This is a genomic window from Streptomyces sp. CNQ329 (genome assembly GCF_000482585.1).
On record NZ_AXVU01000024.1, the window covers coordinates 21,996 to 48,377 of the forward strand.

Genomic DNA, 26,382 nt, shown 5'->3' on the forward strand with positions numbered 1-26,382 from the left:
GGGGCCCCGTGCCCCCGCCCCTCCCGGCGCCGTACGGCGTCTGCGCCGCGTCAGTGCAGCCCCGCCGCGGCGAGGTGCTTCTCCACCCGCCCCACCTCCTCGGCGTCCAGCGGGATCTGCGGCACCATCGTCGCCGGGCAGTCGATGACCCCGCGCAGATGCAGGGCCGCCTTGAACGCGCCCAGGGCCGACGAACTCATGCCCATCCGCGCCGGATCGCCGCTCCCGACCATCCCGAAGAGCGCGAGCAGCCGCTCTTGCTCGGCACGGGCCGACACCCAGTCGCCCTCCCGCGCACTGCGGTACAGCCGCACGTACCCGTGCGGGTCGACGTTGCCGAGGCCCGGGACGACGCCGTGGGCGCCCATCGCCAGCGCGCTGTCCACCATCGTCTCGGACCCCGTCAGCGCCGAGAAGCCGGCGACCTCGTCCCGTACGCCGACGACGACGCGGCGCAGCCCCGTCTCGTCGCCGCTGGAGTCCTTCAGCCCGGCCAGCACCCCGTCCGCGGCGAGCCGGAGCACCAGGTCGGGTCCGAGCTTGGTGTGCACCGACGCGGGCAGGTCGTAGGCGTAGACCGGCGCGCCGGTGCGGCCGGCGACCTCGCGGTAGTGCCGGTCGACCTCCGCCGGGTGGGTACGGGTGTAGAACGGCGCGGTGACGACGAGCGCGTCCGCGCCGGCGTCGAGCGCGCTGCGGGCGTGGTCGAGCACGCGCGGCGTCGTCATGTCGATCGCGCCGGCGAGCACGGGCAGTTGGCCGCCGACGTGCCGTACCACCGTGTCCACCACGGCCCTGCGCTGCTCGTCCCTGAGGTAGGCCGCCTCCGAGGACGAGCCGAGCACGAAGAGCCCGTCGACGCCCCCCGCCACGAGGAAGTCCACCAGCCTGATCAGCGAGGCGGTGTCCACCTCGGCATCCGGCGTCAGGGGGGTACAGACAGGCGGTACGACGCCGGTCAGGTGGGTGGGACGGGTCATGCGTTCTCCTTCGCTTGGATCACGAGATCGCGGGTGCTCTCCGCGGCGGCCACCGGATGGTGGCAGCGGAACCGGTGGGCGTGTGCCGCCTGCGTGACCTCCGGCATGGCCGCGGCGCACTCCTCCGTGGCCTTCCAGCACCGGGTACGGAACGGGCAGCCGCTCGGCGGCCGGGTCGCCGAGGGCACGGGGCCGACGAGCGGGATCGGGTCGATGGGGTCGAGCAGCCCCGGGGTCGCCGAGAACAGCGCCCGCGTGTACGGGTGCCGGGCGGTGTCCGTGCCGCGGTCCCCGGGGGCGTCACCGCCGGAACCCAGCGCCACCGCCGGCGCCTCCTCCACGATCCGGCCCAGGTACATGGTGATGACGCGGTCGCTCATCCGCCGCACCGTCTGGATGTCGTGCGAGACGAACACCAGCGCCAGGTTCAGCCGCTCCTTCAGATCGAGCAGCAGATTGAGGATCTGGGCGCGCACGGACACGTCGAGCGCCGACGTCGGCTCGTCGGCCACCACCAGGTCCGGCTCCAGCGCCAGGGCACGGGCGATGGCCACCCGCTGCCGCTGCCCGCCGGACAACTGCCCCGGCAGCGCGTCCGCGAGCACCGGCGGCAGGCCGACGAGGGCCATCAGCTCCCGTACCCGCTCGGTGCGCTGCGCGGACGTGCCGCGGCGGTGCACGTCGAGCGGGTCGCGGAGGATCTGCCGGACCGGCAGCCGCCGGTTGAGCGCCGTCGACGGGTCCTGGAAGATCATGCCCGCGCCGGTGCCGATGGCCGTGCGCCGTTCGCCGCCGTCCATCGTCCAGATGTCGCGGCCCCGGAACTCCACCGTGCCGGCCGTCGGGGGCTGCACCCCGACCAGCACCTTCGCCAGCGTCGACTTGCCGCAGCCGGACTCGCCGACCACGCCGACCGTCTCGCCCGCCGCGATCGTCAGGTCCGCGCCGGTCAGCGCGTACACCCGGTCGCGGGCGAACAGGCCGCCGGTGCGGGCCCGGTGCACCACGTGCGCGTCCCGTACGGCGATCAGCGCCGGCGGCGCACCGCCGCCCCCGGCCGGGGACTCGCCGGCTGGGCCGCCGCTGTCCTTCGCGCTCATCGCAGCGCCTCCTTCTCCGCCTCGCCCGCGGCGGTGACCACGGTGGCGACCGCCGGGTGGTGGCACGCCACCTCGTGTCTGCGTTCCTCGCCGAGAAGTTCGGGCGCGGTCTCCAGACACGCGCCGCTCGCCATCGGACAGCGGTCGGCGAACCGGCAGCCGGCGGGGAAGTCGGCCGGCGAGGGCACGACGCCGCGGATCTGCGTCAGCCGCTCCTGGGCGGACTCCAGTGACAGCACCGAGCCCAGCAGCCCGCGGGTGTAGTGGTGGGCGGGCGCCTCGACCAGGTCGGCGGTCACGCCGGTCTCGACGATCTGCCCGCCGTACATGACGACCACCCGGTCGGTGACGTCGGAGATCAGTGCCAGGTCGTGGCTGACGAGGACGAGCGCGAAGCCCAGCTCCTCGCGCAGCCGCAGCAGCAGCTCGATGACCTGCGCCTGCACCGTGACGTCGAGCGCGGTGGTGGGCTCGTCGGCGACGATGAGCTTCGGGTTGCGGGAGAGCGCCATGGCGATGAGCACCCGCTGCCGCTGCCCGCCGGACAGCTCGTGCGGATAGCTGCGCAGCGTACGCTCCGGGTCCAGCCCCACCAGCTCCAGCAGCTCGCCCGCGGTGCGCGTACCGCCGCGCCGGATCAACTGCTTGAGCTGCGCGCGGATCGTCATCGCGGGGTTGAGCGAGCTGAGCGCGTCCTGGTAGATCATCGCCATCTCGTGCCCGAGCAGTTTGCGGCGCACCCGCATCGGCGTGCCGATCAGCTCCCGGCCGTCGAAGACGACGCTGCCGCGGACGCGCGCGCCGTCCGGCTCCAGGCCCATCACCGTCAGCGCCGTCAGCGACTTGCCGCAGCCCGACTCGCCGACGAGGCCGAGGACTTCACCGGGACGGATGTCGAAGCTGATGCCGTCGACGATGTCCACGCCCGCGTGCCGTGTGTCGAAGCCGATGGCCAGGCCCTTCACCGACAGTACCGGCGCGCCGCCGGGCAGCGGCCGGGCCCGTTCGCGCAGCCGCCGGGCGGCCTCGTCGAGTCCGGGCAGCTCCAGCACCTGGCCGGTGCCGGGCGCGGCGGCCTCGATCCGGTCCTCGGCGACCGCGTCCTTGACCGGCACGCTCTCGGCCCGCCGGGAGGCGGGCGCCGCCCAGGCGTCCGAGATGCCCTCGGAGAGGATGTTGAGCGCCAGCACGGTCAGCAGCATCAGCAGGCCCGGGAAGACCGTGGCCCACCAGCCGCCGAGCAGCACCATGTTCTTGCCGTCCGCGATGACACTGCCCCAGGAGGGGTCCGGGGGGCGCACGCCCGCCCCGATGAAGGACAGCGACGCCTCGAAGACGATCGCCTCGGCGACCTGCACGGTGCAGAACACCAGGATCGGCGCGGCGCAGTTGATGGCGACGTGCTTGACGATGATGTGCGGCGTACGCGCCCCGATGACCCGTTCCGCGGTCACGTAGTCCTCGCCGTACTGGTCCAGCACGTTGGCCCGTACGACCCGCGCGATCGGCGGCACGTACAGGAACGCGATGGCGCACACCAGCACCGGGATGCTGCCGCCGAACACGGCGACGAGCACCGCGGCCAGCGCGATCCCGGGGAACGCCATGACGACGTCCAGGCAGCGCATGACGAACTCGTCCACCGCCTTGCGGGAGGTGGCGGCCACGGCGCCGAGGAACGCCCCGGCGACCAGGGCCAGCAGCGTGGCGCCCAGGCCGATGACCAGCGACCAGCGGGCCCCGTACATCAGCCTGCTGAGGATGTCGCGGCCGAGGCTGTCCTGCCCCATCCAGTGATCGGCCGAGGGGTGTCCGGTGCCGTCGGCCTGGGCCTGCTGGTCGAGCGGGTCGTGCGGGGCGAGCAGCGGCGCGAACACCGCGACGAGCACGACCAGGGCTATCAGCCCCAGCGAGATCCGGGACGTCCAGGGCAGCCGGGTGAGCCCGCGGAGCCTGAGCCCGGGCCGGGACAGCCGCTCCGCGAGCTTCTGGCGGCCCCCGAGGGTGGCGAGCATCAGGCGGCACTCCTCAGTCGGGGGTTGACCAGCAGATAGAGGATGTCGATGACGAGGTTGACGATGACGAAGGCGACCGCGACGGTGAGCACCACGCCCTGCACCACCGCGGGGTCGCCGTTCTTCACCGCGTTGATCATCAACGTGCCCATGCCGGGCAGGGAGAAGATCGTCTCGATGACGACCGCGCCGCCGAGCAGGTATCCCACCCGCAGCCCGAGCACGGTCAGCGGGTTGACCAGCGCGTTGCGCAGCACGTTGCGGCCGACCACGACGACCGGCGGCAGTCCGCTGCCGATCGCCGTGCGCACGTAGTCCTTGTCCAGCTCCTCGACGACCGCGGTGCGGACGATGCGGGTGAGCTGCGCGGCGACGTGCAGCGACAGCGCGATGGCCGGCAGCGTCATGGTCTTGAGCCAGCCCGTGAAGGAGTCGCCCGGGTTGACGTACCCCCCGGAGGGGAACCACCCCCGGTCCACCGCCAGGTACTGGATCAGCAGCAGCGCGACCCAGAAGGCGGGCGCGGCGACGCCGACCAGCGAGACGACGCGGATCACCTGGTCCGGGATCCGGTCGCGGTAGATCGCGGCCGTGACCCCGAAGAGCACCGACAGCACGAGGGCGATGGCGAGCCCCAGGAAGGTGAGCTGCATGGTCAGGGGCAGCGCGGTGGTCACCTGGTCGATGACCGGCCGGCCGTTGAGCACGCTGAGACCCATGTCGCCCTTGAGCAGGTCGCCGACGAAGGCGGCGTAGCGCACGGGCAGGGGGTCGTTGAGTCCGTGCTCCTCGCGGTAGTCGTCGAGCTGCTGCTCGGTGGGGTTGGCACCCTGGAAGTGCGCCACCGCCGGGTCGATGTCCGAGAAGCGCATGACGAGGAAGACGAACAGCACGATCCCGAGCATCAGCGGGACGAGCAGGGCGATGCGGCGTAGCAGCATCCTGGCGATCTGGGCCACGTACGTGAGCTCCTAGCCTTGACTGACCGTGACGTGCCGCCCTACGCGGGCTTTGCCTTGAGGAGGTTGATGCCGGGGTAGGGCTGCGGCTGGATCCCGGTGATCGCGTCGGGGTCCCAGGCGGTGATCAGCTCGGTGTGGACCACGGGGTAGATGACCGCGTTCTCCGCGATGACGTCCAGGTACTCCTGCGTCATCTGCTTCTTCCTGTCCTGGTCGGGCTCGCGCGTCGCCGCGTCCATGAGCCGGAACAGCTCCTTGGCCTCGGGCGCCTGGGACCAGCGGGCGTAGCCCATCCAGATGTTGTCCGCCGTGTAGTTGTAACGGAGGATCAGGTCCGGGTCGATGCCGAGCTGGTTCGGGTTCGACGCGGAGGCGACGACCTGGTAGTTCGCCTTCTGGTCCAGTTTGGTGAAGAGGGCGGAGGTCTCCTGCGGATCGAGCGTGGTCTCCACGCCGATGGCGTCCCAGGACTCCTTGATCGTCGGTATGCAGTCCGCGATCCAGCTCACGGTCGACGCCATGAGCGTGACCTTCAGCCCGCTGACCCCGGCGTCCTTCAGCAGCGCCTTGGCCTTGTCCGGGTCGTAGCCGTAGACCGTCTTGGCCTCGCGGTACGCGGGGTTGCCCTCGTCGAGGAAGGAGCTGGCGGCCTTGCCGTAGCCCTTCAGACCGGCCTCGATCATCTTGTCGGTGTCGATGGCGTAGTGCAGCGCCTGGCGCACGCGTACGTCGTCGAAGGGCGCCCGCTCGGTGTTGAAGAGCAGGAACATGTGGTTCATGCCGGCCCCGCCCTCGACGGTGAGGCCGTCCTGCTCCAACTGCTTGACGTTGGCGTACGGGATGTTGTCGGCGATCTGGGCGCCGGCGCTCCCGCCGGAGATCTTCGCGACCCGGGGTGCGGCGTCCACGATGGACAGCCAGTTCATCTTCTTGAAGTTCGCCTTGCGCGGGCCGTTGTACTCCGCGTACGCCTCGAAGGAGGTGTTCGACAGCGGCTGGTTGGCCGTCATCTTGTACGGGCCGGAGCCGACGGTGACCTCGGGCAGACCGGTGTCGAGGTCCTTGAAGGCACCGGACTTGCCCAGGATGTGCTGGGGAAGGATCTTCGCCAGGGTGAGCCGGGACAGCCCGTCCGGGAAGGGGAAGGCGAGCACCAGGTCGACGGTGTTCTCCCCGGTCTTCTTGACCTCCTTCAGCCAGCCGGCGAAGAACCCGTGCGCGAGGGTCTGGGTCCCGGGGTCGAGTATCCGGTCGAAGGTGAACACCACGTCGTCGGCGGTGACCGGCTTGCCGTCGTGGAACGTGGCGCCGTCGCGCAGGGTGAACGACCAGGTCGTGGCGCCGGGGTCGGCGGGCGGTTCGGTCGCCAGCGCGGCGTAGGGCTCGCGGGTGATGGGGTCGGTGTCGAGCAGCCCTTCGAAGATGTGGTGGTTGCTGGCGACGGAGAACGCGGACGCGGTCAGCGTCGGGTCCCAGCTCTGATCATTGCCGTACCCGATGACGGCGGTGACGGAGTCCCCGCCGCCGCCCCCGCCGGTGTCGGAGGTCGAGTCCGGACCTCCGGAGCAGGCGGCCAGCGCCGGCGCCATGACGCCGAAGGCGCTCAGCGCCCCGCCGTACTGCAGCACTCGCCGGCGGTCGACGCCCGGCTCTGGTGATACGTCGCTCACGGTGCCTCCAGGAGGGGAAACAGGGGATGTCACCGCGCCCGCCCCTGTCCCGGGGATGAGCGAGGTCGTGGGAGGTCCTACGTTCTACCTCTTGGCGGTGAACATAGAAGTCTCCCGGGAGGCAGGTCAAGAGGTCGGAGCCAGTCGTTATGCGGCGTCAACCCTGATGGAGCCGGGCATCAACGACGATCTCGCCCGGCTCCGCGCGCCCTCCGGGCGCAGCGCGGCGCGTTCCTGCGCCACGTCCAGGACGCCGGAGAGCAGCGGCTTCAGCGCACCCGAGGAGCCGAGGACAGCGGGGTTCGGGGCCGCGCTCACGCGGAGGCCAGACCGCGGTGGCGTACGGAGGCGAGCCAGGACTCCACGCGGGCCTGGTCCGGGGACTCCGGGAGCGGGCTCCCCGGCAGCGCCTCGTCCAGGCGGCGGGACAGCTCCGCCGACCACTGCGTGACCGCGTCCCAGGTCACCTCGCCGCGCCCGACCGCGAGCAGCCGGTCGCGGTTCGGGCCGACGTCGACGCACAGCTCGCCCGTCCGCAGCAGCGCCGCCCCGCTCAGCAGCAGCCGCAGCAGGTGGACCAGGTGCTTCCACCGCACCTCACCCGTGCGCTCCCGGCGCGTGCGGGCCCGGGTGAGCTGGCGGTACGCGTACCGTCCGAAGGTGCGGTGGACCTGACGGGACAGGAATGCCGGGCGCAGCTCGCGCAGTTCCGCGCCGAGCGGGGTGCAGCGCTCGACCAGCGGGGAGTGGAGCACTTCGAGCAGGTTCGGGTTCCCGCCGAGCGCGAGCGCGCAGCAGCGCTCCACCTCCCAGCTGAACTGCTCGGGCAGCGGCCCCTCCCAGTGCGGCGGCGGCTTCTCCAGCCGCCAGAACCACTCCGTCGGCGCGACGTACACCCCGCGCCGGTCGGTGTCGGACGCCGCCGTGGCCAGGCCGAAGGCGCGCGAGCCCGCCACCACCGCCAGGATGGTGTGCTCCTCGACCAGCAGCCCGCCGCGTTCCACCCGGCCATCCTCGCCGGGCGGGACCGCCGCCCGCCAGGGGTTTTACGGGCCGGCTCGCCGCCCGCCGGTCACGAGACCTGCGGCATCACCTCGGCGGCGATCAGCTCCAGGTGGTCCAGGTCCGACAGGTCGAGGATCTGGAGGTAGAAGCGCTGCGAGCCGGCGGCGCCGTAGCGGCCGATCTTCTCGACCACCTCCGCCGGGGTGCCGGCCAGGCCGTTCTCCTTCAGCTCCGGCACCTGCCGGCCGATGGCCTCCGCGCGGCGGGCGACCTCCGCGTCGTCCTTGCCGACGCAGGCGACGAGGGCGTTGGAGTACACCAGGTCGGACGGCGTGCGGCCGGCTGCCTCCGCCGCCTCACGGACCCGGGCGAACTGCCGCTCGGTGTCGGCCACCGAGCTGAACGGTACGTTGAACTCCGCCGCGTAGCGGGCGGCCAGCGCCGGGGTGCGCTTCGGGCCCATGCCGCCGATCAGCACCGGCAGCGGCGCCTGCACGGGCTTCGGCAGCGCGGGGGAGTCCTTCAGCTCGTAGTGCGTCCCGGAGTAGCTGAAGGTGTCGCCCGTGGGTGTGCCCCACAGCCCGGTCACAATCGCGAGCTGCTCCTCCAGCCGGGCGAACTTCTCCTTCGGGAAGGGGATCCCGTAGGCGGTGTGCTCGTCCTCGAACCACCCCGCGCCGATGCCCATCTCGACCCGCCCGCCCGACATCTGGTCCACCTGCGCCACCTGGATGGCCAGCGGCCCCGGCAGCCGGAAGGTGGCGGCGGTCATCAGCGTGCCGAGCCGGATCCGGCGCGTCTCGCGGGCCAGGCCCGCCAGCGTCACCCAGGCGTCCGTCGGTCCGGGCAGGCCGCTCACGTCGCCCATCTTCAGATAGTGGTCGGAGCGGAAGAAGGCGTCGAAGCCGAGGTCCTCGGTGGCGCGGGCCACGGTCAGGAGGGTGTCGTACGAGGCGCCCTGCTGCGGTTCTGTGAAGATGCGGAGATCCATGGGGCCATTGTGCGCCAGGGACACCCCGCGGGTTTCCCGCGGCACGGCGGCGCCGCGCTCCTCAGGCCCGTTCCACCAGCACCGCCGAGCCCTGCCCCACTCCGACGCACATCGTCGCCAGCCCTCGCCGCGCACCCGTACGCGCCATCCGGTGCAGCAGCGTCGTCAGGATCCGTGCCCCCGAGCAGCCCAGCGGGTGGCCCAGCGCGAGGGCGCCGCCGTCGGGGTTGACCCTCTCCGGGTCCAGCCCCAGTTCGTCCACGCACGCCAGCGACTGCGCCGCGAACGCCTCGTTCAGCTCCGCCGTCTCGACGTCCGCCACCGACCAGCCCAGCCGGTCGAGCGCCTTGCGCGTCGCCGGCACCGGGCCGATGCCCATCACGTCCGGGTGGACCCCGGCGGAGGCACCGGCCGCGTACCGGCCGAGGGACTCCAGACCGAGGGACGCCAGCGCCTCCTCGCTGACCAGCAACAGCGCCGCCGCCCCGTCGTTCATGGGCGAGGAGTTGCCCGCGGTCACGGTGCCGCCCGTTCGGAACACGGGCTTCAGCCTGGCCAGTTGCTCCGTCGAGGTGTCCTCGCGGATGCACTCGTCCGCCGTCACCGCCGCACCTCCGGCAGGCGGTGCCACCGGCAGCAGCTCCGCGTCGAAGTGCCCCGCCGCCCGCGCCGCCGCGGCCCGCCGGTGGCTGCGCAGCGCGAACTCGTCCTGCCGCTCCCGCCCCACCTTGTACCGCTCGGCGACCTCCTCCGCGGTCTCGCCCATGGAGAGGAGCCCGTGCAGCTCGCCCATCCGCGGGTTGACCAGCCGCCAGCCGAGCCGGGTGTCGGCGGTGGCCATCGCCCGCGGCAGCGCCTCGTCCGGCCGCGGCAGCACGAACGGCGCGCGGCTCATCGACTCCGAGCCGCCGGCGAGCACCACGTCCGCCTCGCCGGCGGCGATGGCGCGCGCGGCCGTCGTGACGGCCTCCAGACCCGAGGCGCAGAGGCGGTTCAGGGTGGCGCCGGGAACGGACTCGGGCAGGCCGGCGAGGAGGACGGCCATGCGGGCGACGTTGCGGTTGTCCTCGCCGGCCTGGTTGGCGGCGCCCCAGTAGACGTCGTCGATACGGGCGGGGTCGAGCGCCGGGACGCCGTCGAGCAGCCCGCGGATCACCCCCGCGGCGAGGTCGTCGGGGCGTACGGCGGAGAGCGCGCCGCGCAGCTTCCCGATCGGCGTGCGGCGGGCGGCGGCGAAATGGACGGTGCGCACGGCGGGCCTCCCCATCGAAACTAGCGGTGCTAGTTTCGGACTATAGCCCGCCCGGCGTGCCCGCGGCCAGGATGCACGACGAGGCGTGATCCGTCCTCTTCGACCGTGATCGCTTACGATCGGACACGTTGTTCCCGGACGCCGCGAAGACGATGCGAGGAGAGCACGATGAGCAGTGCCAAGGTCGCCGACCAGCTCGTGGAGGTCCTGCTCCAGTACGGCGTGAAGCGCATCTACGGCGTCGTCGGGGACAGCCTCAACCCGCTCGTCGACGCCATCCGCCGCAGCGGCGGCGCCATCGAGTGGGTGCACGTGCAGAACGAGGAGGCCGGCGCCTTCGCCGCCGCCGCCGAGGCCCAGGTCACCGGGCAGCTCGCCGCCTGCGCCGGCTCCTGCGGACCCGGCAACACCCACCTCATCCAGGGGCTGTTCGACGCGCAGCGCAGCGGCGCCCCCGTCATCGCCATCGCGTCGCACATCCCGTCCACCCAGATCGGCACCGGCTACTTCCAGGAGACCCACCCGGAGAAGCTCTTCGACCAGGCATCCGGCTACTGCCAGATGGTCTCCCAGCCCGAGCAGATGCCCCGCATCGCCCGGATCGCCGCCCAGCACGCGGTCGGCGCCAACGAGGTCGCCGTGCTCGTCCTCCCGGGCGACATCGCCGACAAGCAGGCGGCCAACCCCACCGGACGCACCGTCCCCTGCGCCCGTCCCGCCAGCATCGTGCCCGACCCGCAGACCGTGCGCGAGCTGGCCGACGCGGTCAACGCCGCCGACCGCGTCACGCTCTTCGCCGGCGCGGGCGTACGCGGCGCGCACGCCCAGGTCATGCGGCTCGCCGAGACCGTCAAGGCGCCCGTCGGGCACACCCTGCGCGGCAAGGAGTGGATCCAGTACGACAACCCGTACGACGTCGGCATGATCGGCCTGCTCGGCTACGGCGCCTGCTACGACGCGCTGCAGGAGGCCGACCTCGTCGTCATGCTCGGCACCGACTTCCCGTACGACGCCTTCCTTCCGCAGGCCGGATCCGTGGCGATGGTCCAGATCGACATCGACGCCACCCGCCTCGGCCGCCGAACGCCCCTGGACGTCGCCGTGCACGGCGACGTCGCCTCCACCCTGGACGCGCTGCAGCCGCTGCTGCGCGAGAAGCACGAGCGGCGCTTCCTCGACGCCACGCTGCGCAAGCACGAGCGGGCACTGACCAGGGTCGTCGAGGCGTACACCTCGAAGGTCGACAAGCACGTGCCGATCCACCCCGAGTACGCCGCCCGGGTACTCGACCAACTCGCCGCGGAGGACGCGGTTTTCACCGTCGACACCGGCATGAACAACGTCTGGGCAGCCCGCTACCTCACGCCCAACGGCCGCCGCCGCGTCATCGGCTCGTTCACCCACGGCTCCATGGCCAACGCCCTCCCGCACGCCATCGGCGCGGCGAGCGCCGACCGCGACCGCCAGGTCATCTCGCTGTCCGGCGACGGCGGCCTCGGGATGCTGCTCGGTGAGCTGATCACCGTCAAGCAGCACGACCTGCCGGTCAAGACCGTCCTGTTCAACAACTCCTCGCTCGGCATGGTCAAGCTGGAGATGCTGGTCGACGGCCTGCCCGCGTACGGTACCGACCACAGCAAGGTCGACTTCTCGGCCATCGCCCGTGGCGTGGGAATCCCCGCCTGGCGGGTGGAGAAGCCCGTCGAGATCGAGGGCGCGCTGCGCGAGGCGCTGTCGGCGAAGGGCCCCGCGCTGGTCGAGCTGATCACCGACTCCAACGCGCTGTCGGTCCCGTCGCGGATCACACTGGAGCAGGTGCGCGGCTTCGCGCTGGCCGCCGGGCGCACGGTGCTGGAAGGCGGCGTCGGCACGATGCTCGACCTGGCCCGCTCCAACCTCCGCAACATCCCCCGGCCCTGACCGCGCGGCTCTCAGCCGTGCCGGCCGGGGCGCCGGCCCGGTCCGTACGGCACGGGCCCCTCAGGTCAGCCAGGGCAGCTCACCGAAGTAGCCGCCCCGGGCCGGCGGCGTGAGCACCGCGCGGCGCGTACGGTACGTCAGCGGCCCGTCCGCGCAGCGCGCGACGGCCCGCGCGCGCAGCTCCCAGCGGCCCGCGGGCGCGTCCCTGGGCGGCGTGACCCGCCAGCGCGTGACCACCTCGGTGCCCGGCGCCAGCCGGCCGCGGGGCCGGCGGGTCGCGGCGCGCACCTTCCAGCCCTCGGGGACCTGCACCTGCACCCGCGGCTCCGTCCACGGGGTGCCGGAGCCGTTGTGCAGGGTGGCGGTGACCGTCAGCGTGCGGCCCGGCTCGGCGTAGGGCGGGGCCCCGATGCGTACGCCGAAGGGCTCGCGGCCGTACGACTCGTGCCACTCGCGCCGCATGATCTGCACCAGCCGGGCGGCGATGTCCGGCCGGTCCGCGGCGCGGTCGACCGACTCGGCGGGGTCGTCGGCCAGGTTGTACAGCTCCACCTGCCAGCGGCCGTCCGGCGCCGCACGGTCCTTGCCCGGTGCGAAGCGCACCGCCTTCCAGTCGCCGGCGCGCACCGCCTCCGAGATCCGGCCGATCCGGTCGTGGTCGGCGGCGCGGGCCAGCGGTGTCGAGGCCCGCTCGTTGCGGTACCAGTAGAGGAAATCGTGCCGGGGCGCCGGTCCCGTGCCGGTGAGCAGCGGGGCGAGGGACAGCCCGTCGACGTCCCGGGGCGCGGGGGCGCCGCCCAGCTCCGCGAGGGTGGGCAGCAGGTCGATGTGCGGCGTCGGGCGGTTCACGACCCCCGGGCGGATGCGGTACGGGGACCAGGCGATGAGCGGCACCCGGATGCCGCCCTCGTACAGGTTCCGCTTGTAGCCGCGCAGAGGGCGCTCGCGCTGGAAGAGTGCCGGCGTCACGCCGCCCTCCTCGTGCCGGCCGTTGTCGCTGGTGACGATCACCACGGTGTCCTCGGCGATCCGCTGCGCGTACAGCTCCTCGATCACCTGGCCGACCATCAGGTCGAAGTTGGCGACCTGCGCGGCGTGCCCCTTGTCCTCCGGCTTCCAGTCCGTGTCGCTGTACTCGCCGGTGTCCGGCACGGCGCTCGGGGCGTGCGGCACGTTGGGGGAGAGGTAGAGGAAGAACGGCTCCTCGGCGTGGCCGCGGATGAACTCCAGGGCGCGCGTGGAGAACTGGCCGGGCGCGTACGTGCCGCGCGCGCCGTCCCCGTTGCCCGTGAGCGGCACGCGGCGGCTGTTGTGCCACAGGTAGTCCGGGAAGTAGGAGTGCGCGTGCCGGTGGGTCAGATAGCCGTAGAACTCCTCGAAACCGCGGTAGTTGGGGTGGCTGTGCTGGTCCGGCTCCTCGGGTCCGAAGCCCCACTTGCCGATGCACGCCGTGCGGTAGCCGCGGGCCCGCAGCAGCTCGGCGACGGTGGTGTCGTCGTCGCCGATGGAGGGCTGGACGCCGCGCATCGGGTTCTCGCGCACCCGGGCCCGGCCGCTGTGCAGGCCGGTCAGGAGCGAGGCGCGCGAGGGCGCGCAGACGGGCGCGGAGGCGTACGCCGCGGTGAACCGCAGGCCGTCGGCGGCGAGGCGGTCGAGGTGGGGGGTGTGGATGAGCCGCTGGCCGTACGAGCCGAGTTCGCCGTAGCCGAGGTCGTCGGCGACGATCAGGACGATGTTGGGGCGGTCGCCGCGAGGGCTGCCCGGCGCGGCGGCGAGCGGGGCGGGGGTCAGCGCCGCGGCGCCGAGGCCCGCGACCGAGGCGGCGAGGAACTGCCGACGGGAGGTCAACCGGCTCCCCCTCTCGGACGATCTGGTGCCGATGACAGCGCCGTCCGGAGGCGGTGGCGGGGTCGGCACGCAGTGTCCCGGGCCGCGTCACCCGCCGGGGGTGAGCCGGTCCGGCCACCGGGTCCGCCGTGGCGGAAACCGGGCCGGGAAGCGGTGCAAGGGCGCCCGTATCCGGATACGGGCCGGGCACCCTCCTGCCGCGCCGTCTGGTCGGGACGGCGGAACGGCCGCGCAGGGGTGTGTCCTACGGATCAGTTCCCCCCGGACTGCGTCTACCCCGTGCGCTCGCGTACGGCTTGACGTATTCGAGGGGGACCCTACCACCAACGACCGACGCTCCCGCGCGCGTTGGGGACCGGCGGAGGCCGCGGCTCCGGTCGTTCCTGACCCGCTACTTGCGTCCCTCCTGCCCCTCGCGCCACTCACGTACCAGCGCGTCGGCGTCCAGCGGCGCCAGCTTCAGCGGCGGGCCGACGGCGGGCGCGCGGTGCGCGGCAAGGATCTTCTCGTTGACCTCTGCGACGATCCGGCGCACCTCCTTCTCGCTCCGTGCCCTGGTCACGGCGGCGAGCGCGGCCTCGGCCTCCTTGCGGACGGCGAGGGACGGCGGCAGCGCGGACACCTGCTCGCGCGCCATCTTCGCCTTGACCCACCACAGCTCGTCATACGGCTGGTCCAGGCCCGGGAGCGGTTTGCCCGTGCCCGGGAGGTCGTCGAACTCGCCTCGCTCGGCCGCCTCGCGGATCTGCCGGTCGATCCAGGACTCGAAGCTCACACCCGGTGGTTTGCGTTCGGTCATGTGCGGTGCTCCCCTCCGCTCGCGGTGGTCGCCGGCCGGCCGTTCTCCCACGTCAACCGTAACGGGCCCGCCGTGGACCGCGGCGCGCGGGCGGTGTCGCACCGATGGCGGCTCTCAGCTTGCGCACACCTTGGTAACAATCCAGACAATGGCCTCGGAAGGTGTCCATCCGGCCCCGATAGGGAGACCCTCGTGCCCCGTCTGCGTTCCGCGCGCCGTGCACCGCTGCCGCCGCGCCGTGTCCCGCGCCGTGCGCGCCCCACGCTGCGGCTCCCGCGCGCCGCGCACCTCGCCGGCACCGCGGCGGTGGCCCTCGCCCTGTCGGTCGCCGCGGCGTCCTGCGCCGCGCCCGGGCAGGGCGGTTCCGCCGCCGCCGCCGACCCGGCGGCGGAACTGGTGCTGCAGCCCGTCGCCGACCGTGGGCACGACCCGTTCACCCCGAGCACCGCGACGCCCGACGGCGCGGACCCCTCGCCTTCGCCCACCGCCGCACCGCCCGACAGCACGCCGCCGGCGGAGCCGAGCCGGCACCGGTCGGTGCCGGGGAGCATGGACGGTCTCTACGCCGGCGTACGGAACGTCGCGAGCTGCGACGTCCACAAGCAGATCGCCTTCCTGGGCCGCGACGCCGACAGGCAGGCGGCGTTCGCGCAGACCCTGCGGGTCGACGAAGGAGACCTGCCGGGCTTCCTGCGCGAGCTGACCTCCGTGCTGCTGCGTGCCGACACCCGGCTGACCGACCACGGCTTCGCGGACGCCGCGGCGCACCCCTTCCCGTCGGTGCTCCAGGCGGGCACCGCGGTCCTGGTCGACGACAGGGGCGTGCCGCGGGTGCGGTGCGCCAGCGGCAGCCCGCTGACGGCGCCCGAGGAACTGACCGGCGACCGCCGCTACGGCGGCACGGGCTGGCGCGACTACCGGCCCTCGCGCACGGTCGTGGTCACCCCGGCCAAGCAGGCGCTGACGAAGCTGGTCATCGTCGACGTCACGACGAACCTGTGGTTCGAGCGGCCCGTCGGCGGGCAGCCCGGCCAGGACCGGAAGCTGGCGCAGCCGCCGCGGGACCATTTCAGCCCGCCCTCACCGGGCCCGGACGGCCGCTCGCCGAGCCCGAGCGCCGAGCCCACCGGAAACCCCGGGCCGACCACCCAGGGCCCGTCCGAGGGGCCCGGCCCGTCGGACGGCCCCGGCACCGAGTCCGGGGAGCCGAGCACCGCCCCGCCGCTGCCGGGCGGCGCCGAGGATCCCGACCACGAGCGCGTCTCCGCCGGCGAGTCGGAGGCGGGCACCGCGTCAGCCCGGTGACCCCGCCGGCTCCGCCGCCGGTCCCGGCGCCGTACGGGGCGCGGCGGGCCGGCGGCGCACCGGTGCCAGCGTGAACCCGCGCGGCATCAGCGTCAGGCGCTCGGCTATGTCCAGCCGGTAGCCGGGATCGCCGCGCAGCTCGTACCGGCGCAGCAGGAGCCCCAGCACGAGCGTCGCCTCGTGCAGCGCGAACTGCCGCCCGATGCAGGCCCGCTCGCCGGTACCGAAGGGCTTGAAGACGTGTCCCGGCCGGGCCCGCACCCGCTCCGGCAGGAAGCGGTCCGGATCGAAGCTGTCGGCGTCCCGGCCCCAGACGGCCGGGTCGCGGTGCAGGGCGGGGATCAGCACCAGGGCCCACGCACCCGCGCGCATCGGGTGGACGCCGCCCAGCACCGTGTCCGTCCGTGCGGCGCGGGTGAACGCGGGGGCCGTCGGCCACATCCGCAGCGACTCGTCCAGCACCCGGCGCACGTAGCGCAGCTTGCTCACCTGCTTGTACGACGGCTCCCCGGCCCGCCCCCACACCTCGTCCACCTCGGCGCGGGCGCGAGCCATCACCCCGGGATGGCGCGAGAGGTAGTACAGCGCGAAGGACAGCGCACCCGAGGTCGTCTCGTGCCCGGCGACCAGGAAGGTGAGTATCTGGTGGCGGATGTTCTCCGGTGACAGCTTCTCGCCGGTCCGCGGGTGGCGGGTGTGGAGCATCAGCCCGAGCAGGTCCTGCGCGTCGGGGTCCGGGCGCTCGGTGCGCTCCCGTACGACCTCGTCGACGACGGAGGTGAGGTACGCGGTGTCGGCGGCGCCCCTGCGGCCGCCCCCGCGCTTCTTCACCGGGCTCAGCGGCCGGGGCACGTTGCTGCCCTGGGCGTGGCGCAGGGAGCGGACCATGGCGGCGATGAAGGGGTGCTGCTCGGTGCGCTCGAAAGAGCCGAAGTCGTAGCCGAAGCCGGTGTGCGCGATGGTCTCCAGAGTCAGCTTCGTCATGTCGGCGGAGACGTCCGCCGCGGTGCCGGCGGCGGCGTGCCCGTCCCAGGCGGCGATGAGCCGCCGGGCCATCGCGAGCATCACGGGGTGGTAGCGCTCCATCGCCTCGCGGGCGAAGGCCGGCGCGAGGATGTCGTGGCCGAGCTGCCAGTTGGGCTCGTGGCTGTGCGCGGTGAACAGACCGTCACCGCCGAGGTCGCGCAGGTTGTGCACGGCGAGCACGACGCGCTTGGCGAAGCGCGTCTCGTCGGCCAGCTCGGCGACCAGGTCGGCGCCGGAGACCACCACGATCTCCAGCCCGAAGATCTTGCGCCGGAAGATCGGCCCCAGCTCCCGGGCCATCCGCAGCGAGTCCTGTACGGGCGTGGCGGGGTCGATGCCGAAGACATCGCCCACCACCGGCACCCGGCGGGGCGGGTGGGGGATGCGGTGCAGCTCCGGCCAGGGACCGGGGCGGGTGCGTAAGAACGGCTTCGCCATCGTGCCCTCCCTTATTGAACTCGGTTCAGTACGCAGCGTGCGGCACCGCTGAACCGGTGTCAAGTAAGGTGGCGCGATGGCTCGTTCCGGCGCTCGTGGCACCCAGACGGGGCGCCCGCGCACCCGCATGGGCACCGAGGAGCGGCGCCGGCAGTTGCTGAGGATCGGCGCCGAACTCTTCGCCGAGCGGCCCTTCGACGACGTGTGGATCGAGGAGGTCGCCGAGCGCGCCGGCGTCTCACGCGGGCTGCTGTACCACTACTTCCCGGCCAAGCGGCAGTTCTACGCCGCCGTCGTCCGGCACGAGGGCGAACGCCTGCTGCGCATGACCGAGCCGGACCCCGCCACGCCTGTCGGGCGGCAGGTGCAGCAGGGCCTGGAGGCGTACCTGCGGTACGCCGAGGAGCACGCGCCCGGCCTGCGCGCCTTCCACCGCGCCTCGGCCACCGGTGACCGGGAGATCCACGAGATCCACGAGCAGCTCCTCGCCGAGCAGGAGCGGCGGATCGTCACGGTGCTCGACGCGCAGGCCGCCGCCGGGCTGATCGACGGCCCCGCGCCCGCGGCGCTGCGGCTCGCGGTGCACGGCTGGCTGGCCTTCGTCACGGCGGCGGTCCTGGACTGGCTGGAGCGCGGGGAGCCCTCACGGGCGGAGGTCCGGGAGGTGTGCACGAGGGCGCTGCTCGGCGCGCTGGGCGGGCCGCGGGAGGACTGAGGGGCGCGGCGGGCGCCGCCGTCCGCCGCCTGCCGTGGGCCCCGGCGCGGAGGTCCGCCGCCGCGCACCGGGCGGTCTCCGCAGGCCGGCGGCCGCTCGAGTCGTGGGGTGCGGGCGGCGGTCGTACGCTGGGAGTATGGCCGCGCGAGCGCTGGACGCCACCGGGGCCGCGGGACTCGTACAGGCCGCGACCGCCGCGCCCTCCATGCACAACGCGCAGCCGTGGCACTTCCGCTGCCACCTCGGGGAGCGGACCATCGAGGTGCGCGCCGACATGGAGCGCGCCATGCCCGCCGCCGACCCCGAGAGGCGCTCCCTGCACGTCGGCTGCGGGGCGGCGCTGTTCAATCTGCGCGCCGCCGCGGCGGCCGCCGGCTGGCGGCCCCGGACCGAGCTGTTCCCCGCCGCGGACGAGCCGCTGCTGCTCGCCTCCGTCAGCCTCGTCTGCGCCGAGCCCGGCGAGGAGGCCGACACCGATCTGGCCGGGCTGGCGCCGGAGATCCCCCGCCGGCACTCCAGCCGCTGGCCCTTCGCGGAGAAGCCCGTCCCGCCCGCCGAGCTGTCGGACCTCGTCGAGGCGGCGCGGGCCGAGGGCGCGAAGCTGGTGTTCCCCGACGCCTGGCACGCCGCGACCCTGCTGGAGCTGGTGCAGGACGCCGAGGTGCGCGACGCCGAGACGCCCGACCGCGCCGCGGAACTGGCCCGCTGGACGCACCCGCGGCCCGACGGCGCCGACGAGGGCGTCCCCGGCTACGCCTACGGCCCCCGGCGCCGCACCGGCGCCGCCCCGATGCGCGACTTCGGCCGCGGCGTCGAGCCGCCGGGGCGGACCAGCGTGAGCTTCGAGACCACGCCGAACCTCGCCCTTCTGGGCACCGCGCACGACACCCCGGCCGACTGGCTGCGCGCCGGCCAGGCGCTGGAGCGCGTGCTGCTGACCGCCACCCGCGCCGGGCTGGTCGCGTCGCTGACGAGCGAGGCGCTGGAGTGGTCCGACCTGCGGCCACTCGTACGTGACCCGCTCACCGACGTCGGCCAGGTCCAGATGGTGCTGCGCATCGGCTACGGCCCCCGCGGCCCGTCGACGCCACGCCGGCCGCTGGCGGAGGTCATGGAGATCGTCTGAGCCCGGCCGCCCCGGTCCACCGGCCCCCGGTTGTACGGGGTCGCACGGCACGTGCGCGAAGGCGCCCGAAACGACGAACGGCAAGGAGCGCCGCGCTCCTTGCCACTCTCAACTTATAGCGCACCCCGGGGCTTGCGGCAAGGCCCCCGGGCTGTTGCAGAATCTCCCGCCGAGGCCAGGACCTGCGGATATGGGGGGATTCATGAGTGATGTGATCATTGCCGGCGGCGGCCCGACCGGCATGATGCTGGCGGCGGAACTGCGGCTGCGCGGCGTACACGTGGTCGTGCTGGAGAAGGAGCCGGAGCCGACGCCGGTCGTGCGGGCGCTCGGGCTGCACGCGCGCAGTATCGAGCTGATGGACCAGCGCGGTCTGCTGGAGAGGTTCCTCGCGCACGGCAAGCGCTACCCGGTCGGCGGCTTCTTCGCCGGCATCGCCAAGCCGTCGCCCGAGGGGCTCGACAGCGCGCATGCCTACATCCTCGGGCTGCCGCAGACCCTCACCGACCGGCTCCTGGAGGAGCACGCCACCGAGGCGGGCGCCGAGATCCGCCGCGGCTGCGAGGTCGTCGGGCTGAGCCAGGACGACGACGGCGTGACCGTCGAGGTGGCCGGAGCCGGCACCGCCACCCGGCTGCACACCCGCTACCTCGTCGGCTGCGACGGCGGCCGCAGCACGGTGCGCAAGCTGCTCGGCGTAGGCTTCCCGGGCGAGCCCAGCAGGGTCGACACCCTGCTCGGCGAGATGGAACTGACCGCGTCACCGGAGACGGTGGCCGCCGTGGTGGCCGAAGTCCGCACGACCCAGCTCCGGTTCGGCGCCATGCCCCTCGCGGACGGGGCGTACCGCGTCGGCGTGCCGGCCGCCGGGGTGGCCGAGGACCGCTCGGTGCCGCCCGCCTTCGGCGAGCTCACGGCGCAGCTACGGGCCGTCGCCGGCACCGACTTCGGCGCGCACTCCCCGCGCTGGCTCTCCCGCTTCGGCGACGCCACCCGGCTGGCCGAGCACTACCGGGTGGGCCGGGTGCTGCTGGCGGGTGACGCGGCGCACATCCACCCGCCCACCGGCGGGCAGGGACTCAACCTGGGGGTCCAGGACGCGTTCAACCTCGGCTGGAAGCTCGCCGCGGCCCTCGCCGGCTGGGCCCCCGCAGGGCTGCTGGACAGCTATCACACCGAGCGCCACCCGGTCGCCGCCGGCGTGCTGGACTTCACCCGGGCACAGTCGGAGCTGATGTCCACCGAGCCGGGGCCGCGGGCGGTGCGCAGCCTGATGACCGACCTCATGGACTTCGACGAGGTCCACCGGTACCTGATCGAGAGGGTCATGGCGGTCGGTATCCGCTACGACTTCGGCCCGGGCCACGATCTGCTGGGGCGCCGGCTGCGGGACATGGAGCTGAGCCGGGGGCGGCTGTACGAGCTGGCGCGCACCGGCCGCGGCATCCTGCTCGACCGGACCGGGCGGCTCTCGGCGGCGGGCTGGGCGGATCGCGTGGACCACATCGTCGACGCGGGGGCGGAACTGGACGTCCCCGCCGTGCTGCTCCGCCCGGACGGCCACGTGGCCTGGGCCGGCGAGGACCAGGCCGATCTCCTCGGCCACCTGCCGAGGTGGTTCGGCGCACCCACCGCCCCGTGACCCGGCGGCCGGTGAACTGACGCTCTCAGCCCCGGAAGCGATGTCGCGACGGACGTGGACGACGTCCGGGGTCCGCCGGGCAGGCGTCACGCACGGGAGGCCGGCAGCCCGCCGAGTGGGCCGGTCACCGCACCCCGGACGGCTTCCCACGGCTCTACGTCGTCGACAACGGGATCAAGTGGCGGGCCCTGCCCGCGGACTACCCACCCTGGCAGACCGTCTACTACCACTTCGCCCGCTGGCACCGCCGCGGCGTGGTCGCCGTCGTCCGCGACCAGCTCCGCCGTCACATCCGAACAGGCCAGGGACGTTGCCCCTGGCCGGTCACGCTGATCATCGACTCCCAGTCGGTCAAGGGCGCCGAGACCGTCTCGAAGGCCACCCGCGGCTACGACGCAGGGAAAAAGATCAACGGGCGCAAGAGACATCTGGCGGTCGACACCCTCGGACTGCCCGTGATGATCACGGTGACGCCCGCCGACACCACCGACCGCGACGCCGCCCGCGAACTCCTCTGGCGCCTGCGCGTCATGCAGCCCCAGCTCACCCAGGTCTGGGCCGACTCCGCCTACGCCGGCCAGCTCACCACCTGGTCCGACACCTTCCTCGACCTGACCCTCAGAACCGTCTCCCGCCCGCGCGGCGCCAAGGGATTCGTCGTCCTGCCCCGGCGCTGGAAAGTCGAACGCACCCTCGGCTGGATCATGAGAGCCCGGCGCAACGTCCGCGACTTCGAACGCCTCCCACAACACTCCGAAGCGCATCTGACCTGGGCACTCATCACCCTCATGACCCGGAGACTCACCCGAAGCGGCCCACGTGGTGACTGGTCGAGGAAGCCCTGAGCGAGCCTGCCGGATTTGAGGAAGAGCACTCACTCATTGGTCGCCGAACCCGGCTCGGCGCGGCTCTGACGGGGTGCTCGCGCCTTCGTCATCGCAGAGGCGCGTGTCTGAGCAGTCAGCCGGTCGATTGCAGGACGCAGCGAGGGACGGCTGTCTCGACGAGCCCAGACCTCGATGGCCACGGGCAGATCGAGTTCCCGTTGAACCCGGTCGGCCAGAGTAGTGAGGTCACCTTCGTCGCGGGCGCAGGTGACCCAGATCAGAGCGTCGTAGCCGGCACGGGGCAGGCGCTGCAGAAACTGATCGCTGAGCGCCTGCGAAACGTTGACGGTCTCGGTCATCACGAACATCGCGTAGACGCCGATCCGGATGTCGCCAGACTGGGAGATCCAGTCGAGCAGTGGTTCCCCGACATCCGCCCCCGGATGACTCTCGACCTGCTCACGTCGCTCCGCCGCGGCGATGACCGCGCCCGTCACTCGTCCCTCGAAGAGAAGCGATTCGATCAGCGACAGGAAGGGATCGTCCGTGGAACCGGGATGGACCTCGTTGATGATCTCAAGCAACCGCCGGCTTTCCTCGGTGGGCAGGCGGGCGGCGGTCTGAAGGGCCGATTGCCGGCGTCGCCAGGCTAGACGCAGCTCGAACTCCTGGAAGCGCGCGCCCAGCAAGGGCATACCGCTGACAGCCACGAGCAGGAAGACAGCTCCTGCGAACAGCAGGATGCCGCTGCCGACTTGGTTCTCGCTGATGAAGACCGCGGTGCCCCCGGCTCCCGCGAGCACCCCACCAATCGCCGCGGCGGCAGCACGCTGGCGCACCGTGAGCGGCTCGGGGTCCCACAGGTCGGGATCCGTGTCGTCCAAGGGGCCGGAGACCGAATCTGGCATAGACGTCACTCTATCCAACCGCCCACGCCAGGAGAGTAGTTGCCTGCCTTCTACCCCGAGGCGCAGTCAGGTTTTCAGACACACACTTAGTACTCCGCGAGCAACTGCTCCAGCAGCTCCTGGCTCGATTCCTGCTTCTCCGCCGCCGCGCACAGGCCGTCCATCGTCAGCAGATAGCGCTCGACGTCGTTGCGCTTGTCGAGATAGAGGGCGCTGGTCAGTTGCTCGACGTACGCCACGTCCGGCAGGTCGGGCTCCGCGAAGCGGAGGATCGTCAGCGGGCTGACGACGGCGGCGAAGCGGCCGGTGGACAGACGCGCCACCTGGACGGTGATGTTGGACAGCTCCAGGATTCCCAGCAGGTGTTTGATCTGGGCGCGCATCACCGTGCGTCCGCCGAGGGGGCGGCGCAGCGCCGCCTCGTCGAGGACGACCCAGTAGCGGGCGGGCTCGTCGGCGTGGCCCAGGATCTGCTGTCTGCGCAGCCGCAGGTCGACATGGCGCTCTATGGCCGCGTCGTCCGCGTTCGGGTACGCGATCTGGGCGAACGCCCGCGCGTAGTCGGCGGTCTGCAGCAGGCCGGGGATGCGCTGGGCCTGGTAGGAGCGGATCAGTGAGGCGGCCTCTTCGAGGCCGAGGAACGTCTCCATCCAGGTGGGCGTCACGTCGCTGTACTGATACCACCAGCCGGTGCTGTTGGCGCCGCGGGCCAGCGCGAGGTAGTGCTCGCGCTCGGCCTGGTCGTCCACCCCGTACAGGGTCAGCAGGGCGGCGATGTCGTGCTCCTTGCAGCCGCCCCGGCCCAGCTCCAGCCGGCTCAGCTTGGGCTGCGAGGCGCCGATGGTGCGTGCGGCGGCCTGGAACGTGATGCCGCGTTGCTCGCGCAACCGCCGCAGGTTGTTGCCGAGGATGATGCGGCGGACGGTGGGGCCGCCTCGGGACGGGGCCGGCAGCGAGTTCGTCTCCGACATGCTTGGCGCGTGCATCGGGCTCCCAGGGATGATCAGGTCGCGCCCTTCAGTCTCGCATCGAAGGAGTCAACGTGTACAGGGAAAGCGATTGTTGAGGTTGAATATGCCTCTGGTACGCCGGGGTTACTCATCTGCCGCCGCCCGGGTTTTCAGGGGCGCCGCGCGAGCACCGCGCGGGCACGGGGACTGCCGTCGGGCCGCCGCCCCAGCTCCTCCAGCGCGACCGTCGCCACGGCGAATCCGGTGCGCTCCAGATCTGCCAGCACGCCGGGCAGGCGGAACGTGCGGTAATACATGACGAACGGCGGGCGCCACAGGGCGTTGCGCACGCGCATCACGGCGTCGAACCCCCAGAGCGCCCAGTATCCCCGGGACCCGACCGGCTGCGGCGCGGGAACGGGGAAGGCGAAGTGGCCGCCGGGGCGCAGCGAGCGGAAGACCTCCGCGAAGAGGGCCGGGCGCTCCCGGGGCAGGAAGTGGCCGAAGGCGCCGAAGCTCACCGCGAGGTCGAAGGCGGGCGCGAACGGCAGCGCCAGGGTGTCGGCCCGTACCCAGCGTGTCGGGGGCGGGCCGGCGTCCGCGTAGGCGCGCTGCGCCTCGGCGAGCATCCCGGCGCTGAAGTCGACGCCGACGACCCGCTCCGTGCACAGCCGGCGCAGCACGTGTGCCCCCGCGCCGGTGCCCGTGCAGACGTCGAGGCCGCGTGCGAACGGCCCCAGCGGCCCGACGGCGGAGACGAACGCGTCCAGCACGCGGTCGGGGGTGCGGAACGGGGTGCTGTCGAACTTCGGTGCCAGGAGGTCATAGCCGCGTTCCGTGGAGGAAAGCGCCTGCACGGTCAGCTCGAGAAGGGTCGGGCCCTCGGGACTGAACATCGGTGATCAGCGTAGTCCCCCGGGCGGGGAGGGTTCGTCCGGCGGACGCCGTGCGGACGCCGGTCCCGGCGCCTCGTCCTCCGCGGCCCGCCCGGCGGGCCCCGTGCCGGGCAGCCGCCGGGTGTGCGGCACCGGCGAGGGCAGCAGCCACAGTACCGCCAGTGCCGCGCCTGCCGTCGCCACCCACAGCGTCGGCCGCAGCCCGAGCGCGCCGCCCAGTGCCCCGCCCGCGAGCGCACCGAGGGGACGGACGCCGAAGTTGACGGTCTGGAAGGCGCCGAGGACACGGGAGCGCAGCTCGTTGGGGATGGCCGCGGCGAAGTAGGCGTTCGCCGAGATGTCGAGGACCATCACGCCGAACGCCGAGGCGAACTCGGCGGCCAGCAGCATCACGGCGACCACCGGCGTCGGCCCGTCCGCCAGCGGGATCAGCATGAGCGGCACGCTGAAGCCGGCGAACCCCGCGGTCATCGCCGGCCCCACCCCGAACCGTGCCACGATCCGGCCGGCCAGGAGGGCGCCGGCCAGGCCGCCGACGCCGCCGGCGCCGAGCACGACGCCGAGGAGTCCGGGCCCGAGGCCCAGCTCCCCGGTCGCGTAGAGCACGAAGAGCGCCTGGAAGATGAAGTGGAAGAAGTTGAGCGTCGCGGTCGCGGCGGCACAGGCGCGCACCGCGGGGGTCCGCAGGACCCACCGGATGCCCGCCGCCGCCCGGCTCTTCTCCCGTGCGGCGGGCGGCGGTTCCGCGGGCGAGATCCGGCCGAGGAAGACCGCCGAGACGAGGTAGCTGAGCGCGTCGAGCAGCAGCGCGAACGGCGCCGTGGCCACCTGCACGAGACCGCCGCCGAGCCCCGGCCCGGCGGTGAACGCCAGCGCCCGGCTGCCGTTGAGCAGGGAGCTGCCCTGGACGTAGCGCTCGACGGGCAGCAGGGCGACGTACACGGTGCCGGCGCAGACGTTGAACAGCGCGCCGAGGGTGCCGACGGCGAAGGCCGCCGCGTACAGGTGCGTGAGCGTCAGCTCGTCCAGCGCGTACGCCACGGGGACGGAGGCGACGGCCGCCGCCCGGCCGAGGTCGGCGGCGATCATCACCCGGCGGCGGCTGCGCCGGCGGTCGGCCCAGGCACCGGCGGGGATCGAGAACAGCAGTGCGGGAAGCAGCGCCGCGGCGGTGAGCAGACCCATGTCCTCGGCGCCGGCGCCGAGGAGCAGGACCGCGGCGAGGGGGAGGGCGATGCGGTGGACCTCGTCGCCGACGAGGGAGACGCTCTGGCCGGCCCAGTAGCGGCGGAAGGGGGGATCGCGCAGCAGCTCCGGCACCGCGGCGGAGAGGCGGGCGGGGCGTATCACGAGGGGGTCTGCGAGGGACCGGCTCCGGGGGAGGCCGCATCCCGCGGCTCCGCCGGAGCCGGCGAACCCGGCCGTCCCGCCGCGTCCTGCGGGTCGACGAAGGCCAGCCGCAGGACGCTGACCAGCCGCGCTCCCTCCGGGCGGCGCGCCGGGTCCGCGAGGCGGTCGTCGTAGCGGGACAGCAGCCGGGTCATCTCCTCCGTCAGCCCGGTCAGTTCGTCGGGCGTGAGGTACAGGCTCCAGTCGCCGGAGTGCTCCGCTGCCTGCCACGCGCGCGGCAGCCGGTGGCGGACCGCGAGCGCGGCGCCGAGCTTCCGCACGTACGCCTCCACCTGCGCCATCGTCAGATCCCCGACGGCCTCGGTGGCATCCGGGTCGTCGTACGCGGCCTCCCAGTGCGTCGCACGTGCCGTGGCCCGCCACGGCTTCTCCCGTCCCCGCCCTCCGCCGCTCTGCTCGACGAGCCCGTACTTGGCGAGCATCCGCAGGTGGTAGGAGCACCCGGCGACGGACTCCCCGGTCAGCTCCGCGGCCCGGGTGGCGGTGAGCGGGCCGTGGCGGCGGAGCAGGCCGACCAGCTCCATCCGGGTGGGGTGGGCGTAGGCGCGCAGGGCGCGGGCGTCGGTGAGGTCGATGCGTCGGTCCGGCATGTATCTA

Annotated in this window: 22 protein-coding genes and 1 pseudogene; 6 read left to right on the top strand and 17 right to left on the bottom strand. The window is 73.1% G+C overall.

Features of this window, described 5'->3' with window-relative positions; all coding sequences use genetic code 11:
* Window positions 1–50: 50 nt before the first annotated feature.
* The 9 genes from I003_RS0117625 to I003_RS0117665 form a co-directional block, all read right to left on the bottom strand.
* On the bottom strand, window positions 51–980 hold the full coding sequence (locus tag I003_RS0117625; RefSeq protein WP_027772711.1) for a dihydrodipicolinate synthase family protein: 930 nt from the start codon (window positions 978–980) through the stop codon (window positions 51–53).
* The gene (locus I003_RS0117630; RefSeq protein ID WP_078564126.1) at window positions 977–2,080 is read right to left on the bottom strand and encodes an ABC transporter ATP-binding protein; all 1,104 of its coding nucleotides are present in this window, start codon (window positions 2,078–2,080) and stop codon (window positions 977–979) included. Before I003_RS0117630 ends, I003_RS0117625 begins: the two co-directional genes overlap by 4 nt.
* Window positions 2,077–4,095 carry a dipeptide/oligopeptide/nickel ABC transporter permease/ATP-binding protein gene (locus I003_RS0117635; RefSeq protein WP_027772713.1) on the bottom strand — a complete coding sequence of 673 codons (2,019 nt, stop codon included), beginning with the start codon at window positions 4,093–4,095 and terminating at the stop codon, window positions 2,077–2,079. The genes I003_RS0117630 and I003_RS0117635 overlap by 4 nt, the downstream gene beginning before the upstream one ends.
* The gene (locus I003_RS0117640) at window positions 4,095–5,036 is read right to left on the bottom strand and encodes an ABC transporter permease (RefSeq protein ID WP_486584271.1); all 942 of its coding nucleotides are present in this window, start codon (window positions 5,034–5,036) and stop codon (window positions 4,095–4,097) included. Before I003_RS0117640 ends, I003_RS0117635 begins: the two co-directional genes overlap by 1 nt.
* Window positions 5,037–5,095: 59 nt before the next feature.
* On the bottom strand, window positions 5,096–6,646 hold the full coding sequence (locus I003_RS0117645; RefSeq protein ID WP_486584272.1) for an ABC transporter substrate-binding protein: 1,551 nt from the start codon (window positions 6,644–6,646) through the stop codon (window positions 5,096–5,098).
* A 228-nt stretch (window positions 6,647–6,874) separates the two neighbouring features.
* Window positions 6,875–7,045 (bottom strand): hypothetical protein, encoded by a 171-nt coding sequence (locus I003_RS36120; protein ID WP_158689003.1) that lies wholly within the window; start codon window positions 7,043–7,045, stop codon window positions 6,875–6,877.
* The gene (locus I003_RS0117655; RefSeq protein WP_027772716.1) at window positions 7,042–7,731 is read right to left on the bottom strand and encodes a DNA polymerase beta superfamily protein; all 690 of its coding nucleotides are present in this window, start codon (window positions 7,729–7,731) and stop codon (window positions 7,042–7,044) included. Before I003_RS0117655 ends, I003_RS36120 begins: the two co-directional genes overlap by 4 nt.
* A 68-nt stretch (window positions 7,732–7,799) precedes the next feature.
* Window positions 7,800–8,723 carry an LLM class F420-dependent oxidoreductase gene (locus tag I003_RS0117660; RefSeq protein WP_027772717.1) on the bottom strand — a complete coding sequence of 308 codons (924 nt, stop codon included), beginning with the start codon at window positions 8,721–8,723 and terminating at the stop codon, window positions 7,800–7,802.
* Window positions 8,724–8,784: 61 nt separating this feature from the next.
* Window positions 8,785–9,975, bottom strand: a complete 1,191-nt coding sequence (locus I003_RS0117665; protein WP_027772718.1) for a thiolase family protein — start codon at window positions 9,973–9,975, stop codon at window positions 8,785–8,787.
* Between the two features lie 168 nt (window positions 9,976–10,143).
* On the opposite strand from I003_RS0117665, the gene I003_RS0117670 reads away from it, so the two are divergent.
* A complete protein-coding gene (locus I003_RS0117670) occupies window positions 10,144–11,895 on the top strand; it encodes a pyruvate dehydrogenase (protein ID WP_027772719.1) in 1,752 nt (583 codons plus the stop codon).
* A gap of 60 nt (window positions 11,896–11,955) precedes the next feature.
* Here the strand turns inward: I003_RS0117670 and I003_RS0117675 are convergent, their stop codons facing one another.
* Window positions 11,956–13,743 carry a sulfatase-like hydrolase/transferase gene (locus I003_RS0117675; protein WP_027772720.1) on the bottom strand — a complete coding sequence of 596 codons (1,788 nt, stop codon included), beginning with the start codon at window positions 13,741–13,743 and terminating at the stop codon, window positions 11,956–11,958.
* A 391-nt stretch (window positions 13,744–14,134) separates the two neighbouring features.
* A complete protein-coding gene (locus I003_RS0117680) occupies window positions 14,135–14,542 on the bottom strand; it encodes a DnaJ family domain-containing protein (RefSeq protein ID WP_027772721.1) in 408 nt (135 codons plus the stop codon).
* Window positions 14,543–14,734: 192 nt separating this feature from the next.
* Between I003_RS0117680 and I003_RS0117685 the strand changes: the two genes are divergently transcribed.
* The gene (locus tag I003_RS0117685; RefSeq protein WP_027772722.1) at window positions 14,735–15,847 is read left to right on the top strand and encodes a DUF6777 domain-containing protein; all 1,113 of its coding nucleotides are present in this window, start codon (window positions 14,735–14,737) and stop codon (window positions 15,845–15,847) included.
* On the opposite strand, the gene I003_RS0117690 is transcribed toward I003_RS0117685, so the two are convergent.
* The gene (locus I003_RS0117690) at window positions 15,836–17,311 is read right to left on the bottom strand and encodes a cytochrome P450 (protein ID WP_027772723.1); all 1,476 of its coding nucleotides are present in this window, start codon (window positions 17,309–17,311) and stop codon (window positions 15,836–15,838) included. The two genes, I003_RS0117685 and I003_RS0117690, sit on opposite strands and share 12 nt — an antisense overlap.
* Before the next feature lie 76 nt (window positions 17,312–17,387).
* Between I003_RS0117690 and I003_RS0117695 the strand changes: the two genes are divergently transcribed.
* The 4 genes and pseudogenes from I003_RS0117695 to I003_RS32550 all read left to right on the top strand — a co-directional run.
* Window positions 17,388–18,026: a TetR/AcrR family transcriptional regulator gene (locus tag I003_RS0117695; RefSeq protein ID WP_199784314.1), complete on the top strand. Its 639-nt coding sequence runs from the start codon at window positions 17,388–17,390 to the stop codon at window positions 18,024–18,026.
* 136 nt (window positions 18,027–18,162) lie between these two features.
* Window positions 18,163–19,152, top strand: a complete 990-nt coding sequence (locus I003_RS0117700; RefSeq protein WP_027772725.1) for an Acg family FMN-binding oxidoreductase — start codon at window positions 18,163–18,165, stop codon at window positions 19,150–19,152.
* 202 nt (window positions 19,153–19,354) lie between these two features.
* Window positions 19,355–20,794 (top strand): rifampin monooxygenase, encoded by a 1,440-nt coding sequence (gene rox / locus I003_RS0117705; protein ID WP_027772726.1) that lies wholly within the window; start codon window positions 19,355–19,357, stop codon window positions 20,792–20,794.
* Between the two features lie 155 nt (window positions 20,795–20,949).
* A pseudogene (locus I003_RS32550) lies at window positions 20,950–21,636 on the top strand (IS5 family transposase); the annotation flags it as partial.
* A gap of 32 nt (window positions 21,637–21,668) precedes the next feature.
* On the opposite strand, the gene I003_RS0117715 reads toward I003_RS32550, so the two are convergent.
* The 5 genes from I003_RS0117715 to I003_RS32560 all read right to left on the bottom strand — a co-directional run bounded on the left by I003_RS0117715 (window position 21,669) and on the right by I003_RS32560 (window position 26,375).
* Entirely contained in the window at window positions 21,669–22,529 is an 861-nt protein-coding gene (locus I003_RS0117715) for a hypothetical protein (protein ID WP_027772727.1), read from the bottom strand.
* 86 nt (window positions 22,530–22,615) lie between these two features.
* Entirely contained in the window at window positions 22,616–23,500 is an 885-nt protein-coding gene (locus I003_RS0117720) for a Scr1 family TA system antitoxin-like transcriptional regulator (protein ID WP_027772728.1), read from the bottom strand.
* 149 nt (window positions 23,501–23,649) lie between these two features.
* Window positions 23,650–24,375 carry a class I SAM-dependent methyltransferase gene (locus tag I003_RS0117725; RefSeq protein WP_027772729.1) on the bottom strand — a complete coding sequence of 242 codons (726 nt, stop codon included), beginning with the start codon at window positions 24,373–24,375 and terminating at the stop codon, window positions 23,650–23,652.
* Window positions 24,376–24,381: 6 nt separating this feature from the next.
* On the bottom strand, window positions 24,382–25,722 hold the full coding sequence (locus tag I003_RS32555) for an MFS transporter (protein ID WP_051368315.1): 1,341 nt from the start codon (window positions 25,720–25,722) through the stop codon (window positions 24,382–24,384).
* Window positions 25,722–26,375, bottom strand: a complete 654-nt coding sequence (locus I003_RS32560) for a winged helix-turn-helix domain-containing protein (protein ID WP_078564132.1) — start codon at window positions 26,373–26,375, stop codon at window positions 25,722–25,724. Before I003_RS32560 ends, I003_RS32555 begins: the two co-directional genes overlap by 1 nt.
* Window positions 26,376–26,382: the final 7 nt, after the last annotated feature.